Source organism: Streptococcus suis, assembly GCA_002831545.1.
Lineage (GTDB): Bacteria > Bacillota > Bacilli > Lactobacillales > Streptococcaceae > Streptococcus > Streptococcus suis_P.
This window is the reverse complement of the sequence record CP025095.1, coordinates 1,492,982-1,511,877: the sequence shown is the minus strand read 5'-3', so window position 1 is coordinate 1,511,877 and position 18,896 is coordinate 1,492,982. Positions and strand designations below refer to the sequence as shown.

Below are 18,896 nucleotides of genomic sequence, written 5' to 3'. Positions count from 1 at the left end.
GCTGTCAATCGTGAGCAAAAGATTGTTATTTATCAATAATTAGTGATAAAATAAGTCTATCAACATCAGTGAGGTCATCTTATGAACAATACAGGTATTCATCACATTTCAAGCTTGGTAGGAAATATTCATCAAGCCTATCATTTTTATCATCATATTCTCGGCTTAAAATTGACCTTGAAAACTGTCAATCAAGAAGATTCAAGCATGTATCATCTCTTTTTGGGTGATGATGAAGGTCGTTTTGGAACGGAATTTACCATTTTTGATATGCCCAATCATCCTAGTCATCGACCAGGCAGCAATCGTTTGGAACGAACCGTTTTTCTTGTTAAAGATTTTGCTGCCTTGGAATTTTGGCAGAAAAGACTGACAGAGTTTGAAGTGGAGAATGAAGGAATTCAGGCTTTTGGAAATGGGCATATTCTGAATTTCCAAGATGAAGATGGCCAGTTGCTTGGCTTAACCTATCATAACGCTATCGGAGAAATGTTTCCGTATAAAATAGATGAAATTCCGTCAGAATACGCTATTCTTGGCATCGCCAGTCTACATATGCGGATTCGTGAAGAAAAGGCATTGTTATCTTTACTGACAGAGACTTTTGGTTTCGTCGAGGAAGGTCGATTTGTCTTTGAGGATAAGTTAGTGATTTCTCTTCTCTTTGACAACATCTTCCAGCATCGCCTGTATTTGATTTTAGACCAAGAGTCTCCAATCAGTGTTATGGGAGTCGGGGCTATTCATCATATCGCATTTAGTGTCTTAGATGAGTCCGACTTGGAAGACCTGATTAGTCGCTTAAATCTCATCAATCGTCCACATTCTGGGATTATCAATCGAGATTTCATGCATTCCTTGTACTTCCGAGCGCCGAATTACCTTATGTTTGAGGTGGCAACCATGACTGGTGAACGCGAATCGGAAATGCCAGCTCAGAATGAAGAGTTGGATCAGGTAGACCTATTTTTGCCAAGTTTCTTTGAGGAGGACAGACAGGATATCGAAAAAAATCTCTCCCAACGTTATTAGGAGAAATGAGATATGGATTATCGCTTTATCAAAGGGACCAGTCCCCGTCTTTTGGTCTTTTTCCACGGCACAGGTGGCAACAAGGAATCCACGCTCTTTCTCCGCCAACAGCTGGATCCAAAAGCTTCTGTCCTTTCCTTAGATGGAAGTTGGGGTCAAGGCAGAGAAAGGCGATTCTTTGCACCGCTGATCGACGGTCAGTTGGATCTTGTTGATTTTGAAATGCGCTTGTCGGCTTTTCTGGATTTTTGGCAGGACTTGGACATCCGAGATTATCGTCAGATTACTTTCGTAGGTTTTTCAAACGGTGCTAATTTCATCATGGGCTTGTTGACCAAGCAAGCAAACCTGGCGGACAATTATATCTTGCTCCATCCTTCAGCCTTAGATTATGCTTTTCCTATGGAAAATAGCAGAGCAGAGATTTTATTTACACTGGGGCAGAATGACCAACTCGTCGACCAAGTCGCTCTTAAAAATCTTGTAGATGACTGGCAAGCGTCAGCTTTTCCCAGAGCCAACCTAGCTCGTTTTGACAAGGGACATTTTTTAAGTCAGGATGAATTGACCTATATCAAAAATTGGTATCAAGAAAGAATAGACAAAAAGACCTGAACAAATAAGTTCAAGTCTTTTATTTGTCTTAGATAAGTGTTTCCAATTTATCAACCAAGGAACCGACATAGGCGATGGTTTCTTTGAGTGGCTGGTCAGTCGAAACATCAACACCTGCGTGCTTAGCAAGGTCTTGGGCAGAAAGACTTGCACCGAGTGACAAGGTTTCCAACCATTTTTCAACAACTTCTTCAGGCTTTTCTTCCAATTGTTTCGCCATAGCCGTACCGATGGTCAAACCAGCTGAGTAGGTATATGGATACAAACCAATGTAGTAGTGTGGTTGACGCATCCAGATAAGACCTGCATCGTCACCGATTTCAAAGTCTTCACCCCAGAATTCCTTGATGATATCCAACTTGATTTGGCAGAGAATATCACCGTTGAGGTATTCTTCATTGTCCAAACGAGTGTAGACTTCACGTTGGAAGGCTGCTTCAAGCAAGTGAGTGACCATGTTGTGGAAGTAAGTACGGCTAATCAACTCGCTAATCAAGTAAGCCTGGAAGCCAGGATCTTGGTTGTTTTTCAAAAGGGTGTTACATGTTAAGACTTCGTTAGCAGTAGAAGGCGCCTCGATGAAGTAGAGGGATGGATCGTAGCTGAGAACGCTTTGTTTCTTAGCCAATTGGAAATGACCAGCATGTCCCAATTCGTGAGCCAATACCAAGACCTCGTTCATCAAGCCTGTCCATGAAAGTAAGATGTAAGATGGTCCATCATAAAGAGTAGCACAGAAGCCACCAGTAGCCTTACCTTCGTTTTGAGCAAAGTCAATCCAACGCTCATCAAATGATTGTTCAATCATTTTCACATAATCTTCACCAAGAATGCCCAAGCAGTCAATCAAGAATTGCTTAGATTCTTCAGGAGTGATGCGTTGGTTGTATTCCGATGGTAGACTGATTTTCAAGTCAGCATGTGTGATCTTGTCCAATCCATGAGCCTTAGCAACCAATTTCACATAGCGACGCATGTGAGGAGCCAATTCTTTCATGATGACATCAATCTGACGGTCGAAGAGATCACGAGAGACATTTTGACTATGCAAGAGGAAGTCAATTGTGCTGTCAAAACCACGCAAGCGAGCTTCAATTTGCTCATTCTTGATATGAGATAAATATGTCGCTGCGGTTGTATTCTTGTATTTTTTCAAGGTTGAATAGAAACCAGCAGCTGAATTACGACGGATTTCGGTATCATGGCTGAGTTCATAATCATTTTCAAAGAGCACATAGCTATTGCCGAGTGTTTGACCATTTGCCTCGAAGTTGTCAAAGGTCATATCCTCAAACTTGGTCACACCGTAGTTGTTATATGGCTGGCCAAAGGTTGGAGCAAAATTTGATAAAAGCTCTTCTTGAAGTGGGTGCAGTTGATGCGGCTTGTCACGGAGAATACCATCAAAGAAAGCAGCCCATTGTGGTTGTTCTTCTTTTAATTCAAGAAGAAAGGCTTCATCTAATTGCCCAAGTTCTGAATAGAGGAAATCTCGTTGAGGACGTGCCTTGGCAGAAACGAGGTCGTATTCGTTGGCCAGGCTCGCCAATTCAGTATTCATCTTATCGACTTCCAAAGGAAGGAAGGCATAGTGGGAAAGTCTGCTATCAAGAATAACGATTTTTTCGTATTCTGTTAAGGCGGAAACGATGGTATCCTTATCAGTTAGCTTCCCTTTGTAATTCGATTCGAAAGCTGTCACTTGCTTAGCGTAGGCTGCTAAATTTTCTTTGTAGTTGTCAGGGGTTGGAAATAGAATGTCCGTATCCCAGGTTAATTGTACATCAATTTCTTGACGTTTAGGCATTGCGTTTGTCATGATTTTCTCCTTATTTCATTTTAATAGGTCCATTATATCATACTAAAGGGCTTTCAGTGAAAATAAGCCAAGGCAAAATTTATGAAAAAGAAATACTTGACAAAATGCATAAAAACCTAGATAATGTAAGTATGAAAGGGTTTACTGAAAACCAGAAAGGAGCTTTTATGCAAGTCATTAAACGTAGTGGAGAGATTGTTGAATTTGACCCAGATAAAATCTACCAAGCCATCATTAAAGCTGCACAGACAGTCTATGTCATTGATGAAACTTGGCGGAAAAATCTTGCTCAGGTCACAAAGAAAGTAGTGCTTGACTTGGAAGAAGCTCATACAGAGCGACCAACGATTAGCATGGTTCAGTCGCAAGTTGAACACCGTCTTTTAGATGCAGGGTATATTTCTATTGCTGAGCATTACATTTCCTATCGCTTGCAACGTGATTTGGAACGTAACGGCTATGGCGATAAGATTATTGTACATCTGCGTTTTGAACAAGTACGTTAAGAGAAGAGGCTGGGCAAAAAGCCCAGGACCACTGCTCAGAGTTCGTGTCAACATCTCAGCGCAGTGGTTGATTGGGTTTAACAGTCCAGTGGACTGTTAAAGGTTGGAGATAGTATTTGCGAAGCAAATCTCAGCAATTCGTGTTTTGCACTCCAAATCTGATCATTACGACTGTTGCGAACAAAGTTCGCTTCATCTCCAACCTCAAACTGTCTCCCAGACAGTTTTGTAGCGAACTTTGTTCGCTCTATTTCCAACTTCCAACTGTCCCCCAGACAGTTGGAACTATGCGGGGGTGGGAGTGAAACAGTCTGGGGATAGACTGTTTCAGCTCAACAACTAGAAATAAAGACTTGTTGACGAACTCTTTTTATCTTGGTCGAGTTCTTTCCCACTCCCTTTTTGCTTTTATATATCTTTACATTGTTTAAAGAAAATAGCATTTCAAAAACTTTTTGAAAAAAATGTGATATTCTGAGCAAAAATTTTGTAATCGGTATCATTTTTAGTGTATAATAGACTTTGTAAAAAAATATATTTTCGAAAGTGAGATTTCACATTATGGCTAAAATCGTTGTTGTCGGTGCTAACCATGCTGGTACTGCCGCAATCAAAACTATGTTGACAAATTATGGTCAAGAAAACGAAATCGTTGTATTTGACCAAAACTCAAATATTTCATTCTTGGGTTGTGGTATGGCTTTGTGGATTGGTGAGCAAATTGGCGGTCCTGAAGGACTTTTCTACTCAAACAAAGAAGAGTTGGAGAGCTTGGGCGCGACAGTATACATGGAGTCACCTGTTACAAATATTGACTACGATGCAAAAACAGTTACTGCACTTGTAAATGGTCAAGAACATGTTGAATCATTTGAAAAACTTCTTTTCGCAACTGGTTCACAACCTATTTTGCCACCAATCAAAGGAGCTGAAATCAAAGAAGGTTCTCTTGAATTTGAAGCAACTCTTGAAAACTTGCAATTCGTAAAATTGTACCAAAACTCAGCTGATGTTATTGAAAAATTGAAAAACAAAGACATCAACCGCGTCGCAGTTGTTGGTGCTGGTTATATCGGTGTTGAGCTTGCAGAAGCATTCCAACGTAAAGGTAAAGAAGTTATCCTTATCGACGTTGTAGATACATGTTTGGCTGGTTATTATGACCGTGATTTGTCAGATCTTATGGCTAAAAACCTGGAAGAGCATGGTATTCAACTTGCCTTTGGCGAAACTGTTCAAGAAGTTGCTGGTGATGGCAAAGTTGAGAAAATCATCACTGACAAGAACGAATACGATGTTGACATGGTTATCTTGGCTGTTGGTTTCCGTCCAAACACTGCATTTGCAGGTGAAGGAATCGAGCGTTTCCGTAACGGTGCCTTCCTTGTAAACAAACGTCAAGAAACTTCAATCCCAGGTGTTTACGCTATCGGTGACTGTGCAACTATTTATGACAACGCTACTGGCGACACAAGCTACATCGCTTTGGCTTCAAATGCAGTACGTACTGGTATCGTAGCAGCACACAACATCTGTGGTACTGACCTTGAAGGTATCGGTGTACAAGGTTCTAACGGTATCTCTATCTACGGACTTAACCTTGTATCAACAGGTTTGACACTTGAAAAAGCTACTCGTCTTGGTTTGAACGCTGCTGTTACTGAAGTAACAGACAACCAAAAACCAGAATTCATGGAGCATGGTAACTTCCCTGTTACTATCAAGATTGTTTACGATAAAGATTCACGTCGTATCCTTGGTGCGCAAATGGCTGCTCGTGAAGATATCTCTATGGGTATCCACCTCTTCTCATTGGCAATCCAAGAAGGTGTAACAATCGAAAAATTGGCATTGACAGACTTGTTCTTCTTGCCACACTTCAACAAACCATACAACTACATCACAGTAGCTGCATTGGGTGCTGAATAATCTATTGAATACAAAAGCTCAGAGATGACTCTGGGCTTTTTTAGTAAAAATTGAAATTATATTTAAAAATATCAAAAAAACTTGAATTTAATTTTTAAAAATGGTAAAATTTTAGAAATTCAAAAAAAAAGAGGTGTTTTTATGTACAAAAGACTAGAAATTGTGAGTTATTCTGATTTTGATAATTATGAAGCGGAATATCAAAAACGCTTTGATAGTCTAGCTACCATAAAAACAGGATTGACAATCAATCCTTTTTCAAAGAGGGAACAAAGAAGGTTGGCAGATAAACACCAATTGTTCTATGTATTGCTTCCGAACCATGTCATGGATATTGAAAAGATTTATAAAAATAGCCAACTTCTTTCTAATTTTGATTTATCAAGCGTTCAGATGCAAAAGCTATTCTATTTGCAAATCATTGATGAAATCCAAAGTACCAATGATATGGAAGGAGTCAAATCTACTCGTAAAGAAATAAAGGAGGCATACAACTCTCTAGATAAAAATAAAAGGTTTTCTGGAATCGTTTCGATGTACCATTCTATTTTGAAAAATGAATTTGAGAAAATAGATTCTTTGTCTAAATTTAGAAATATTTATGATCAATTATTTTTAGATGAGATGTCAGAAGATGAAAAGCCTGATGGAGAGCTTTTTAGAAAAAAAGTGATTTATGTCGGAGATGGAAATTCCTATGTTCACCAAGGAAATTCCTCGGAGTTTTCGATTAATGAAGATTTAACGAAGTTAATCATTTTTATGAACAATCCGGAGATTCCTCTTATTATCAAATCAATTATTACGCACTATTTTTTTGAGTATGTACATCCCTTCTATGATGGAAATGGTAGAATGGGGCGTTTCCTAATGTCATCCTATCTGTCTAGAAAATTAGATTTTTTAACAGGGTTGTCTCTGTCGGAGTCTGTTTTGCAAAATAAGAGTAAGTATGAGGAGGGTTTCTCAATTACTTCTCACCCTAAAAATAGAGGTGATTTGACCCCGTTTGTAGGGACCATGCTAGAAATCATTTTAAATGCACAAGAGAACATGAAGACTAAGTTGGGCAAGTTGAAGTCACAATTAGATAGAGTGTGGATCTTGATAGATGGTCTAGACCTGACGGGACCTCAAAAAGAATTGTTGTTTATACTTTCCCAAGATAAGCTTTTTGATGTTTTGCATACTGGCGTCAGCAACAAGGAATTAACGGAAGCATTCGGCGGAAAATACAAAAGGACGAGAATTGATTCTACTCTGAAAACACTGGAAGGAATGGGCTTAGTGACAAAAGTGAAATCATCCCCAGTCATTTATGAAGTTAGTTCTAATTTGATAAAAGATATTTAATAGCACCGGCCTCGGCTGGGCTTTTTTGCTCGTCACCTATCACATTGAACTGCCTATCGAGAGATTTTTTGGTATAATGGAGAGAATGATTATAACGAACCTGTATTCACAGTGTAGTACTTCTATCTAAGGCTAGTTTTTCAGCTACTCATCGTTAGTTTTTTCAAAATATAGTCTTTTAGTTTACTTTTAGTACTCGCTCCAACTATCTGGTAGATAGTTGGAGGTTGGAAATAAAGCGAACAAAGTTCGCATCAACAGCCGTAGGCATAACTCAATGCTTTCTTGTTTCTAGGTGACCAGCTGATGTACTTCGCTTTTTTGTTTTCAGGCTCAGGTACGAATAGTCCACCGGACTATTCGTATCCCCCAGACTGTTTCAATCAGGCAAGGCGAGTTCAAACACTCCAGTGGAGTGTTTGAAGTTGGAAATAGGGAAACGAAGTTTTCTCGTACGTCGAAGTAGTAAAAGAAAAACTAAATGACGATACAGTTGGTATTCCTTCAAAAAACTATCTTGATTAGCGAAAAACTATCTCTTATTTAAAAGCACTCCACTTGTAATACATGTTCTAAGAAAGTATGAGAAAATGAACCCATTATTAAACGGAATGAATGACAGACAGGCAGAAGCGGTACAGACGACGGAAGGTCCGCTCTTGATTATGGCAGGTGCTGGTTCAGGTAAGACGCGAGTCTTAACCCACCGCATCGCTTATTTGATTGATGAAAAAATGGTCAATCCTTGGAATATCTTAGCCATTACCTTTACCAATAAAGCGGCGCGTGAGATGAAGGAGCGGGCCTACGCCCTCAATCCTGCCACTCAAGATTGTTTGATAGCTACCTTCCACTCCATGTGTGTGCGGATTTTGCGTCGGGATGCTGACCATATTGGTTATAATCGCAATTTTACCATCGTAGACCCTGGTGAGCAACGCACCCTTATGAAACGGATTTTGAAAAATCTTAATTTAGATCCGAAAAAGTGGAGTGAGCGTTCTATTCTAGGAACCATTTCCAATGCCAAAAATGACTTGATTGATGACAAGGCATTTGAAGCCCAGGCAGGCGACCTATACACGCAGATTGTTGCTAAATGCTACACGGCTTATCAAAAGGAACTAAGACAGTCAGAGGCCGTTGACTTTGATGATTTGATCATGTTGACGCTCCGCCTGTTTGACCAAAATCCAGAGGTCCTGACCTATTACCAGCAGAAATTCCAGTACATCCATGTCGATGAGTATCAGGATACCAACCATGCCCAGTACCAATTGGTCAAGCTCTTGGCATCACGCTTCAAGAATATCTGTGTGGTCGGGGATGCGGACCAGTCTATCTATGGCTGGCGTGGTGCGGATATGCAGAATATCCTGGACTTTGAAAAGGACTATCCAGAGAGCAAGGTGGTACTCTTGGAGGAAAACTATCGTTCGACCAAGACCGTCTTGCAGGCGGCTAATGAAGTCATCGAAAACAACCGCAATCGCCGTCCTAAGAAACTCTGGACACAGAACGCCCAAGGGGATTTGATTACCTACTATCGTGCCAGAGATGAGAATGATGAAGCTATCTATGTTGCAGGACAGATTGACCAGTTGCACCGAGAAGGCAAGGCTTATAAGGACTTTGCTGTACTCTATCGGACTAATGCCCAATCCCGTACCATTGAAGAAGCCCTGCTCAAATCTAATATCCCTTATACCATGGTTGGAGGCACCAAGTTCTACAGCCGTAAGGAAATCCGGGATGTGATTTCTTATTTGAATATCATTGCTAACCCATCGGATAATATTTCCTATGAACGCATTGTCAATGAGCCAAAACGTGGCGTTGGACCTGGTACGGTTGACAAACTCCGTGATTTTGCGACCAGCCACAGCATGTCCTTGCTAGAAGCTTCTCAGGATATTATGTTATCGCCGATTAAAGGTAAGGCAGCACAGGCAGTCTTTGACCTAGCCAATCTCCTCTATAATCTTCGCAATCAATTAGACAATTTGACGGTTACCCAAGTAGTCGAGGCAGTATTGCACCAAACAGGCTACATCGATGCCCTTGCAGCACAAAATACGCTGGAAGCAAATGCCCGCATTGAAAACATCCAGGAATTCCTGTCTGTTACCAAAAACTTTGACGAAAAGGATACTGAGGAAGAAGAGACAGGTCTGGATCGCTTGACACGCTTCCTGCTTGATTTGGCACTGATTGCTGATACAGATGATGGCGATACAGAATCTTCAGAAGTGACTCTTATGACCCTCCACGCAGCCAAAGGTCTGGAATTTCCAGTTGTCTTCCTGATTGGCATGGAAGAAAATGTCTTCCCACTTAGTCGTGCAGCAGAAGAAGAGGACGAATTGGAAGAAGAACGTCGACTTGCCTATGTGGGTATCACACGGGCAGAGCAGATCCTCTACCTGACCAATGCCAACTCCCGCCTGCTCTTTGGTCGCACCAATTACAACCAACCTAGCCGTTTCATTCGGGAGATTTCCAGCGACCTCCTCGACTACCAAGGTCTTGCCCGCCCTGCCAATATCAGCTTTAAGGCTTCCTATATCAATGGCAGAGCGACACAGTTTGGACAAGGCATGAGTTTGCAACAAGCCATGCAAAGTCGAAAAGCATCCGTACAACCATCTGCCAAGCTCGGAGGTAGCATGCCCTTCGCATCAAGTAACAAATCGTCTGGCTCAGGCACCAACTGGTCAGTTGGTGACATCGCAGTCCACAAGAAATGGGGACGTGGGACAGTCCTTGAAGTATCAGGTTCAGGCAGCAATCAAGAACTCAAAATCAATTTCCCAGAAATGGGACTCAAAAAAGTCTTGGCAAGCTTAGCACCGATAAGTAAGGAAGAGTAGGGATGAATCTTCAGGTACAATTTTTTCAAAATGATGTTATAAAAGCCATCAAGGAAGGGGTATACCAAATTTCACTTCAGAAAGTTGATGGTGAACGGTGTGTCTTGTATATCGGTGAATCATTTTCTATGCTGATAAGATGTGCACAACATTTATATCAGTTGAGAAAATACCCAGAGTATTTAGTGATGACCACTGAAACCCTTCGTGATCAAAACCTTATCTTAATGTTTGAAATTCTAGAGCTTGAAGAAGCGATGGGAATCAGAAGAAAAAAAGAAAAGGAGTACATTAAGAAGTATAGGCCCTTGTTACAGAGTGGACTTAGTGATCGTATGTTACCCATTTCTAGAAAAAAAGAAGCGGTGGCTAATTTTCTGGAAATATAGATAGTGATTAAAATACAATGCATTAAATGCGTTGTATTTTTTTATTCATACTCTTCGAAAATCAAAAGTAGACTAGGAAACGAAGCCGATGATAGAACTCTGTTGCTTTCTTATTTCAAGGCAACAGGCTAAAAAGCTCCACAGGAGCTTTTCACTCAGCGAGGCAAGTTGACAACGGATCATTTTGATTTTTAAAGAGTATGAAATCTGAAAAACAGTATAATAGAGCCTAGGACACGGAGCTATTTTTTTAGAAACTGTGGTATACTTTAGATATACTGCCTGACATCGTTTCAGTAGTTTCTGCTTAGAAAGGACCTATCATCTTGCAATACAAACACTTACTCTTTGATCTTGACCATACTCTTCTTGATTTTAGCCGTGGAGAAGAAGTAGCCTTAACCCAGTTTTTAACAGCTATGGAGGTTGAAGATATTCAAGCTTTTAAAGAAGTTTATCGACCGCTCAACCAGGGCATGTGGAAGGATTTGGAAAAAGGGAACATTACAAAGAAAGAGCTAATAAACACTCGCTTTTCACGGACCTTTGCCCACTTTGGTCGGCAAGTTGATGGAAGGGAGATGGCCTTGCGCTACCAAGAATTTATTGGGCGGCAGGGACAAATTTTTACAGGTGCAGATAAGCTTTTGCAGGAATTGACACACCGAGGCTACCAGATTTATGCAGCGACCAACGGCGTGACCTATATACAGGAAAATCGCTTGCTTCACTCACCGATTCAATCGTATTTTAAAGAAGTATTTATTTCTGAGCAGATGGGGACGCAAAAGCCTGCGGTTGATTTTTATGAAAAAATAGCAGAGCAGATTGCAGGTTTTCAGTTTGACCAAGCCTTAATGATTGGAGACAGTTTGACAGCAGATATTCAAGGTGGCAATAATGCGGGTATGGATACTGTTTGGTACAATCCGACTCATATGATAAACAATAGTAAGGCAGTTCCAACCTATACCATTCATAGCTATCAAGAATTATTAGATTTGTTATAAGATATTTTAAGAAACTTATAAGGATTTTAGTATATAATTATACAGAAAGAATATGTACAAAAATATAAGGAGGAAAAAGTGAAAAGCTTACTGAGACGTATTCGTCCAACCAAGCCCCTAAAAGAACTCACTTGGATAGATTTGTTTATTATCACAACGATTTTATGTGGTAATGCTATTTATACCTCAACCATGCAATGGATAGCATCATTTTCCGCAACAGAAACCGTTGAAACAGGAGTTCTATCGTTTAGTCCAGCCGATAATTGGTGGGCTCTAGCCAATCAAGGGAAATTATTCCTGTTTGCCCTGGTGTATTTATTGATTCGGAATTATGATTTCAAGCAGCTAAAAGTAAAATTAGAATGGACCGTTCTACTCTGGGGACCACTGATTTTCATCGGTGCGGGCCTGATTAGCGATTTGGCATTTACAGCTTTTTCTTATATTCCTGGTCTATCTGGTGGATATAATTACCTTGGATACTTGCCTTATTATGACTGGAATATCATGACAGTGCTCAACCGTTTTCTAGCCGTTGACTACAGCACAGTTATCTATTCCTTGTTTAATGGTTTCTATGAAGAGTTCTTTTTCTTAGGCTTATTGTTGAGTACAGATAAGAAAAAGCGTTCGCTGGTCTTACTCTTTTCAACAATTGTCCGTATATCTTTCCATACCTATCAAGGAATGGTATCTGCTCTTGTTATTGGTGTAGCCTTCGGCCTTTTCTATTACTACATGTACACAAGGAAAAATGATAATTTATTACCATATTTCTTAGGGCATGCTCTTGCGGATATGGTTGGTACAAGTTTCTTCTCATTGTTTATTGCAGGGTAAACAATGAGAAGAACGGACATCAAGCTAATCGGATAAAATTTCTTTCTCCCTACAGCTGACAAACGGATGATGATATGTAGTTTCTATCAACTCGGTATCATCACCCGTTTTATTGTGCTGATATATTTAATCTGTTCAGTCAAATTTCGATTGCTTTATCATATTTTTTATCCCATATTTTTTGAATTAACGGTTTATTTATGTTGAAATGCATTTTTATACATCAAAAAGGAGTATAGATATGAAACAAATAAAGAATCGTTTAAAAAAACATATGTTTTGGATTGGACTTATTTCGTTGGTATTGATGCTCGTTGATAATGTCCTATTTTGTTATTTTAATATTGAATGTAGTCGTACCTTAAACCAAATCGAGCAGACGATTTGTATCATCCTTAGTATTCTTGTATTTTTAGGAGTGCTAAATAATAAAACGGATGTGAAGGTAGAAGACATCGTAAAAAACGGTATGTCATCTAAAAATCAACAATAATGTTTGTTTAGAAACTACTGATGAGGTATCTAGTTTCAGTATCTCTAGCTAAGACGGATTTTTTAAAATATAGTCAGTATTTCCTAAAAAACTATTTTGTATATAAATCACTTTACTTGTGAATACGATTATTTAACATCATATATGTCCACCAGTCGAAAGGCTCCCGTTTCTATTTATGACATGTATGTTATCGTGGATGCCACTATTTTAAAGGAAAAGAATCGAGAGAAATTCAATGAACACTAAAAATATCAATAGTAGTTAAAATCATAAGCCATCATTAGACGGAGTTTTATGATTGTGCTACAATAGACATAATTATAAGAGAACGGGGTGATGATAATGAAACGTACTATTCTGTTATGCTTGCCGACAATACTGTTACTAGCAGCATGTCATCAAAATACAAATCAGGCCAATACTACCAAGAATTCGTCAACAGTTGTTTCGACTACTTCAAGTCAGTCTGCTTCAACAACTTCGGAGCAGTCAACAAGCAGCTCTACATCGGCGGAAACGAATCAAGAAGTAACAAGTACAGAGACTCAGGTAAATTTTAACGGTTCCTATTATAGTGTACAAGGAAAATATGGCGAAGTGATTATCGCAAATAAAAAGCATCCGCTTGCAGCTGATTATGCACCGGGCGAAAATCCTGAAGCCTTAGCAGCTTTTCAACGATTAATAGCAGATATGCAGGCGCTAGGATTTGGTGTCTCCAATAACTATAGTGGGTTTCGTTCCTATGAAACTCAGGCAAGTCTCTACCAGTCTTATGTAAATCAGGAAGGACAAGCAGCGGCAGATAGGTATTCTGCAAGAGCTGGATATAGTGAACATCAGACAGGATTAGCCTTTGATTTATTGGATACAAGTGGTAATTTATTAGAAGAACCCAATGCTTCTCAGTGGTTGGCTACGAATGCACATCTATATGGCTTTATTGTCCGCTATCTTCCAGGAAAAGAGTCTAGCACAGGCTATATGGCAGAATCCTGGCATGTGCGATATATTGGTCAAGAAGCGACAGATATTTACAATTCAGGCTTGACCTTGGAAGAATATTTTGGTGTACCAGGTGGAGATTACTAATTTTACATTTAGTCAGAAATAAGTCAAAAAATTTGTCCGTATAACTAACTCGTGATATAATAAATCATCATAATTTTGGAGGTCCATCATGCTTAAAGCAATGGAAGTATACTTGGTTACTAATGGTAATGGTTTGGAAGCCATCGAGTTTTATAAAAATGCTCTTGGGGCAACAGTTGAGCAAGTAAATCTATTTAAAGATTTCTTACCAGACTGCCCTGCTGAACTAGAAAATTACGTGATGAATGCACAGTTTCGTTTGAATGGTCAACGTTTTATGTTGTCAGACAACAACCCAGAAATGCCTTATACAGTAGGTGACAATATTACAGTTGCGCTTATCACAGACGATGCTGAGACAGCGCAGGAACTATACAGCAAGTTATCTGTAGATGCAACTGCTATCAATATGGAACTTCAAGCAGTTCCTTGGTCTCCTGCCTATGGTAATGTAACAGACAAGTTTGGTATCTCTTGGCAAATCAATGCTGAAGTAGAAGGCTACGGTCAGGAATATTACGCAGAAAACTAAAATAGATTGGACAAGGCCTTGTCCAATCTATTTTAGTTTTTGCCAATAAGCTTTGTAGATATAAAGTTGAAGAGTAGCAGATAGAACAAATAGTAAGGTCATCAAGGCTGAGCTTACATAAGCTGCACCAATAGTGCCAGCTAATATGATGCTGACAACTAGAATAATGGCTCCGAGAAACATTGTTCCTATGATCGATCCAGCAATCAACCATTGACCCGCTCCGCGACCAAATAACTGGTTACTATTTTGCCAGTTGAGCATGAGGAGTCGTTGGTCACGCCAGTAATAAATCTGACCAGTTAGCAGGGCTGAAATGATGATGCCGACTGTAAAGAAGACTGCTAGAATGAGTTTGACTTTCATGAAACCTAGAGCCAAAGCAAAGTAAAGTAGAGTTGGTAGTGCAAATTGCACGGCAGCCAATACCCAGAATTTTTGGATGATAAATTTTTTGAAACTTATAGGAAGTGTTCGAATGAAATGATAATTTTCCTTTTCCAATGACATGGCTACTCCGATGAAGGTTGTAGAACCAGCAAATAGACTGCCAAGCAAGAATCCAGCTAATAGAGCAATACCAAAGAAATCCCATTCAACTGAACTTAGACCACCATTCTCCGTGAAACGGCTAAAACTTGGAAAAAGTGCCACCCCCATGATGATTGGTTGTATCATGGTTTGGACCATGAGGTTGCTATCTTTAAGAGTAGATAGGTGGTGTTTCACTAAAGCCTGATTGAGATTGCTAGGAATCTTGCCAGACTTAGCATTATTGGTCCGTTTTGTCGAAGCATTTTCAATCGCCAAAACTTGATTAAAGTAGTTGGGAATGACAGTTTTAAACGCAAACGTAATAAGTCCAAACATCAAAATGAAAGGAAGTCCAAAATGAAGGAGTGTCTCTAGTGATATAGTGTGGCTGACCAAGTAATGGAATCCAGCAAATATAGGTATGATAGGAAAATCAACAAAGCCACCGGATTCGAGTGAAACGGTCTGCTGGGATTGCAGGAACATGAGCGCAGCAAAAGCCAGCAAGGAAGAACCTGTCATCAGGATTGTAGAAATCAATGTTTTACGAGGGCTTTTTGTCAGAACTTCCCCAACAAAGTGCATGATAATCAGATTGACTAAATTAACTAAAATCCAGAGAATCAAAAAGGAAGGAATGGAAGCTAAGGCGAGGAGCGGACCGCCAATTTGCCAGTAAGTGATTAGAAGTAAAGACAGACACGGCATGAGGAAGGGTAGGACCATTCCTTGTGCAGAGAGGATTTTAGCGAGGAAGACTTCTTGTGGCTTCAGGGGAAGTGCTAAATACAACTTTGTATCCTTACTATCGTAGAAAACGGAGAAGAAACCTGTAAAACCGTAGACAATGGCAATAATGGTAAAGAGCGCTAGTTGCAGAGAAAAGAAACCGATAGACTGACTATAATCTACTCCCATGAAAAAGACAGAATAGAGAAGTCCGAAACTCAAAACCATAAATACTTGTTGCAAGAGGACACTTTTATAGGCTGAAAAGGAGGCGTCTTTGCGCTTACTTTGTTTTTTCTTGACGGAAGCTAGAAGTTGAGGATTGGAATAAAGAATATTAATCTTTACTAGTTCCCAAATGATGGATTTACTCATACTTCCTCACCTGCCTTCACTTGTTGGCGTCCAGCTAATTCCAAATAGATGGTCTCCAAATCTTTATCTGGATACTGTGATTTGAGTTCATCTAGACTTCCTACGAAAATGAGTTTCCCTTTTCGGAGAATAGCAATGCGGTCACAGAGTTGTTCGGCTACTGAAAGGACGTGTGTAGAAAATAGAACGGTGTGACCAGATTGAGCATGTTCTTTCATCATTTGTTTTAGGTCGAAAGAAGCCTGAGGATCCAGTCCAGTTAGGGGTTCATCCAAAATCCAAATATCAGGGTTAGGGATCAATGCACCAATAATAATGGTTTTCTGACGCATACCGTGTGAAAAACTATCAATAGGCTCATGCTGGCGCGCTGTCATATCAAATAGACTAGATAGTTTAGCGATACGGTCATCAACTGTATCCTTTTGTACACCATAGACCTTACCCATAAAGTGCCAGTATTCAAATGCTGTTAAGTGTAGGAAGATGTCTGGCGAATCTGGAACATAGGCTATCCGTTTCTTGACTTCATCGCGGTTCTCCTCTAGGTTTAAACCATCAACAGAGATAGTTCCATAACTGGCTTCGATTATCGAAGTCAATAGACTGATTGTCGTTGTTTTTCCTGCCCCATTGTGACCAATTAAACCGAAAATCTCGCCACTTTCAATTGTCAAATTTAGGTCATCAAGTGCGATTGTTTCGCCGTATGTTTTTGTGATATGGTCAAATTGTATCATAGTAACCTCCTTGTTATTCGTGAACTAAAAGTAGGGGCTTTCTAGGTAGTCCAAGCCGTATTCCAAATGTCCTTCGAATAATATATACAATTAATTACATTTATTATACTGCTACCTTAGTACAAAAGCAATAGTTTTTTAGAAAAAATGTTTAGAATTTCACAAGTTAATGATTGAAGAAAAATCTGCTATAATAGACCTATGAACGATTTAATCAAGCACAAGTTGGAGCTGCTTCCGGACAGTCCGGGTTGCTACCTCCATAAAAACAAGTACGGAAAGATTATCTATGTGGGTAAGGCCAAAAACCTGCGTAATCGGGTGCGGTCTTATTTTCGTGGCGCCCATGATACCAAGACAGAGGCCCTAGTGTCGGAGATTGCGGACTTTGAATTTATCGTAACGGATTCTAATATCGAGGCGCTCTTGTTGGAAATCAATCTGATTCAGGAAAACAAGCCTCGTTATAACATCATGCTCAAGGACGATAAGTCCTATCCCTTCATCAAGATTACCAAGGAACGTCATCCACGGTTGATGATTACACGGCAGATTAAGAAGGATGGTGGTCAGTATTTTGGTCCCTATCCAGATGTGGGTGCGGCCAACCAGACCCTCAAATTGCTGGAACGCCTCTATCCTTTCCGCAAGTGTAAATTGCCTGAGAACAAGTATTGTCTTTATTATCATTTGGGGCAATGTCTGGCCCATGGAGAAAACATGCCCAGCCTGTCTGACTATGACAAGATGGCTAAGGAAGTTGCCCAGTTCCTGACAGGTCATGATGATAAGATTGTCAAGGAAGTGCAGGAAAAGATGAAAGTGGCTGCTGGCAATTTGGAATTTGAAAAGGCTGCGGAATATCGTGATGTCCTGCAATCCATTTCAACCCTGCGGACCAAGCAACGGGTCATGGCTCATGACTTGCAAAATCGAGATGTCTTTGGCTACTATGTGGACAAGGGCTGGATGTGTGTGCAGGTTTTCTTTGTTCGCCAGGGGAAACTGATTGAGCGGAATGTCAATCTATTTCCATACTATAATGATGCGGTCGAAGACTTTTTGACCTACATCGGTCAGTTTTACAGGGACCAGCAACATTTGATTCCCTCAGAGGTCTTGATACCGCAGGATATTGACCAAGAAGCCGTAGAAGCTCTGGTAGATACCAAGGTCATCAAGCCCCAGCGTGGCGAGAAGAAGCAGCTCATCAATCTAGCAACCAAGAATGCGCGTGTTAGTCTGGAGCAGAAGTTTAATCTTTTGGAGAAAAATCTGGAGAAGACCTACGGTGCGGTGGAGAATACCGGTCAGCTTTTGGGGATTCCGACGCCTGTGCGGATTGAGGCTTTCGATAACTCCAACATCATGGGGACCAGTCCTGTGTCGGCCATGGTGGTCTTTGAAAATGGGGTGCCTAATAAAAAAGAATACCGCAAGTATAAGATTAAGACGGTGGAGGGACCGGATGACTATGCTTCCATGCGAGAAGTTTTGCAGCGGCGGTACAGTCGGGTACTGCGGGACGGTTTGATACCGCCTGATTTGATTATCATTGACGGTGGTCAGGGACAGGTCAATGTCGCCAAACAGGTGATTGAGCAGGAGTTGGGCATGTCCATTCCCATTGCAGGTTTGCAGAAGAATGACAAGCACCAGACCCACGAATTGCTCTTTGGTAATCCGCTGGAAGTAGTTGAGTTGCCTCGCAATTCACAGGAATTTTTCCTCCTGCATCGGATTCAAGATGAGGTTCACCGCTTTGCTATTGAGTTTCATCGTCAGGTTCGGTCAAAAAATTCCTTCTCATCAAAATTGGACGGCATAGAAGGCTTGGGACCAAAACGCAAACAGGCTTTGATGAAGCATTTCAAGTCCATTGGCAATATCCGGTCAGCAAGTTTGCAGGAAATCGCAGAAGCTGGTGTGCCGTATAAGGTGGCGGAGAAGGTTAAGGAGAAGTTGAAGTAAAACCAAACGGTGTAATAATATCCAAAAATCTTATAAAAATACATCGAGATACTTTATAATC

Annotated in this window: 17 protein-coding genes; 13 read left to right on the top strand and 4 right to left on the bottom strand. The window is 40.3% G+C overall.

Features of this window, described 5'->3' with window-relative positions:
• Positions 1-81 precede the first annotated feature (81 nt).
• Both CWM22_07435 and CWM22_07430 read left to right on the top strand, forming a co-directional pair.
• Positions 82-1,032 carry a 2,6-dichloro-p-hydroquinone 1,2-dioxygenase gene (locus tag CWM22_07435; protein ID AUC91730.1) on the top strand — a complete coding sequence of 317 codons (951 nt, stop codon included), beginning with the start codon at positions 82-84 and terminating at the stop codon, positions 1,030-1,032.
• Between the two features lie 222 nt (positions 1,033-1,254).
• Entirely contained in the window at positions 1,255-1,647 is a 393-nt protein-coding gene (locus tag CWM22_07430) for a hypothetical protein (protein ID AUC92866.1), read from the top strand.
• Between the two features lie 28 nt (positions 1,648-1,675).
• Here the strand turns inward: CWM22_07430 and pepF are convergent, their stop codons facing one another.
• Positions 1,676-3,466 (bottom strand): oligoendopeptidase F, encoded by a 1,791-nt coding sequence (gene pepF / locus CWM22_07425; GenBank protein ID AUC91729.1) that lies wholly within the window; start codon positions 3,464-3,466, stop codon positions 1,676-1,678.
• 167 nt (positions 3,467-3,633) lie between these two features.
• On the opposite strand from pepF, the gene CWM22_07420 reads away from it, so the two are divergent.
• Positions 3,634-3,972 carry a hypothetical protein gene (locus CWM22_07420; protein ID AUC92865.1) on the top strand — a complete coding sequence of 113 codons (339 nt, stop codon included), beginning with the start codon at positions 3,634-3,636 and terminating at the stop codon, positions 3,970-3,972.
• Positions 3,973-4,049: 77 nt separating this feature from the next.
• On the opposite strand, the gene CWM22_07415 is transcribed toward CWM22_07420, so the two are convergent.
• A complete protein-coding gene (locus CWM22_07415) occupies positions 4,050-4,229 on the bottom strand; it encodes a hypothetical protein (protein AUC91728.1) in 180 nt (59 codons plus the stop codon).
• 304 nt (positions 4,230-4,533) lie between these two features.
• Between CWM22_07415 and CWM22_07410 the strand changes: the two genes are divergently transcribed.
• The 9 genes from CWM22_07410 (at position 4,534) to CWM22_07370 (ending at position 14,486) form a co-directional block, all read left to right on the top strand.
• A complete protein-coding gene (locus CWM22_07410) occupies positions 4,534-5,901 on the top strand; it encodes an NADH oxidase (protein ID AUC91727.1) in 1,368 nt (455 codons plus the stop codon).
• Between the two features lie 141 nt (positions 5,902-6,042).
• On the top strand, positions 6,043-7,254 hold the full coding sequence (locus CWM22_07405) for a Fic family protein (protein AUC91726.1): 1,212 nt from the start codon (positions 6,043-6,045) through the stop codon (positions 7,252-7,254).
• Between the two features lie 590 nt (positions 7,255-7,844).
• Entirely contained in the window at positions 7,845-10,124 is a 2,280-nt protein-coding gene (gene pcrA, locus CWM22_07400; GenBank protein AUC91725.1) for a DNA helicase PcrA, read from the top strand.
• A gap of 2 nt (positions 10,125-10,126) precedes the next feature.
• Positions 10,127-10,513 carry a hypothetical protein gene (locus CWM22_07395; GenBank protein ID AUC91724.1) on the top strand — a complete coding sequence of 129 codons (387 nt, stop codon included), beginning with the start codon at positions 10,127-10,129 and terminating at the stop codon, positions 10,511-10,513.
• Positions 10,514-10,839: 326 nt separating this feature from the next.
• Positions 10,840-11,523: a noncanonical pyrimidine nucleotidase, YjjG family gene (locus CWM22_07390; GenBank protein ID AUC91723.1), complete on the top strand. Its 684-nt coding sequence runs from the start codon at positions 10,840-10,842 to the stop codon at positions 11,521-11,523.
• A gap of 78 nt (positions 11,524-11,601) precedes the next feature.
• Positions 11,602-12,366: a CPBP family intramembrane metalloprotease gene (locus CWM22_07385; GenBank protein ID AUC91722.1), complete on the top strand. Its 765-nt coding sequence runs from the start codon at positions 11,602-11,604 to the stop codon at positions 12,364-12,366.
• 241 nt (positions 12,367-12,607) lie between these two features.
• Positions 12,608-12,859, top strand: coding sequence for a holin (locus CWM22_07380; GenBank protein ID AUC91721.1), 252 nt, complete (start codon positions 12,608-12,610; stop codon positions 12,857-12,859).
• A gap of 339 nt (positions 12,860-13,198) precedes the next feature.
• Positions 13,199-13,954: a D-alanyl-D-alanine carboxypeptidase gene (locus CWM22_07375; protein ID AUC91720.1), complete on the top strand. Its 756-nt coding sequence runs from the start codon at positions 13,199-13,201 to the stop codon at positions 13,952-13,954.
• 88 nt (positions 13,955-14,042) lie between these two features.
• On the top strand, positions 14,043-14,486 hold the full coding sequence (locus tag CWM22_07370; protein ID AUC91719.1) for a VOC family protein: 444 nt from the start codon (positions 14,043-14,045) through the stop codon (positions 14,484-14,486).
• A 27-nt stretch (positions 14,487-14,513) separates the two neighbouring features.
• On the opposite strand, the gene CWM22_07365 is transcribed toward CWM22_07370, so the two are convergent.
• The gene (locus tag CWM22_07365; GenBank protein ID AUC91718.1) at positions 14,514-16,124 is read right to left on the bottom strand and encodes a permease; all 1,611 of its coding nucleotides are present in this window, start codon (positions 16,122-16,124) and stop codon (positions 14,514-14,516) included.
• On the bottom strand, positions 16,121-16,864 hold the full coding sequence (locus CWM22_07360; GenBank protein AUC91717.1) for an ABC transporter ATP-binding protein: 744 nt from the start codon (positions 16,862-16,864) through the stop codon (positions 16,121-16,123). Before CWM22_07360 ends, CWM22_07365 begins: the two co-directional genes overlap by 4 nt.
• 201 nt (positions 16,865-17,065) lie before the next feature.
• On the opposite strand from CWM22_07360, the gene CWM22_07355 reads away from it, so the two are divergent.
• Positions 17,066-18,835, top strand: a complete 1,770-nt coding sequence (locus tag CWM22_07355) for an excinuclease ABC subunit C (GenBank protein AUC91716.1) — start codon at positions 17,066-17,068, stop codon at positions 18,833-18,835.
• Positions 18,836-18,896: the final 61 nt, after the last annotated feature.

Excerpts from the sequence above, each read along its gene's own strand:
- CWM22_07375 (AUC91720.1), top strand. The coding sequence starts at position 13,199 with ATGATAATGAAACGTACTATTCTGTTATGCTTGCCGACAATACTGTTA.
- CWM22_07370 (AUC91719.1), top strand. The coding sequence starts at position 14,043 with ATGCTTAAAGCAATGGAAGTATACTTGGTTACTAATGGTAATGGTTTG.
- CWM22_07365 (AUC91718.1), bottom strand. The coding sequence starts at position 16,124 with ATGAGTAAATCCATCATTTGGGAACTAGTAAAGATTAATATTCTTTAT.
- pepF (AUC91729.1), bottom strand. The coding sequence starts at position 3,466 with ATGACAAACGCAATGCCTAAACGTCAAGAAATTGATGTACAATTAACC.
- CWM22_07360 (AUC91717.1), bottom strand. The coding sequence starts at position 16,864 with ATGATACAATTTGACCATATCACAAAAACATACGGCGAAACAATCGCA.
- CWM22_07430 (AUC92866.1), top strand. The coding sequence starts at position 1,255 with ATGCGCTTGTCGGCTTTTCTGGATTTTTGGCAGGACTTGGACATCCGA.
- pcrA (AUC91725.1), top strand. The coding sequence starts at position 7,845 with ATGAACCCATTATTAAACGGAATGAATGACAGACAGGCAGAAGCGGTA.
- CWM22_07395 (AUC91724.1), top strand. The coding sequence starts at position 10,127 with ATGAATCTTCAGGTACAATTTTTTCAAAATGATGTTATAAAAGCCATC.
- CWM22_07405 (AUC91726.1), top strand. The coding sequence starts at position 6,043 with ATGTACAAAAGACTAGAAATTGTGAGTTATTCTGATTTTGATAATTAT.
- CWM22_07410 (AUC91727.1), top strand. The coding sequence starts at position 4,534 with ATGGCTAAAATCGTTGTTGTCGGTGCTAACCATGCTGGTACTGCCGCA.
- CWM22_07380 (AUC91721.1), top strand. The coding sequence starts at position 12,608 with ATGAAACAAATAAAGAATCGTTTAAAAAAACATATGTTTTGGATTGGA.
- CWM22_07355 (AUC91716.1), top strand. The coding sequence starts at position 17,066 with ATGAACGATTTAATCAAGCACAAGTTGGAGCTGCTTCCGGACAGTCCG.
- CWM22_07435 (AUC91730.1), top strand. The coding sequence starts at position 82 with ATGAACAATACAGGTATTCATCACATTTCAAGCTTGGTAGGAAATATT.
- CWM22_07420 (AUC92865.1), top strand. The coding sequence starts at position 3,634 with ATGCAAGTCATTAAACGTAGTGGAGAGATTGTTGAATTTGACCCAGAT.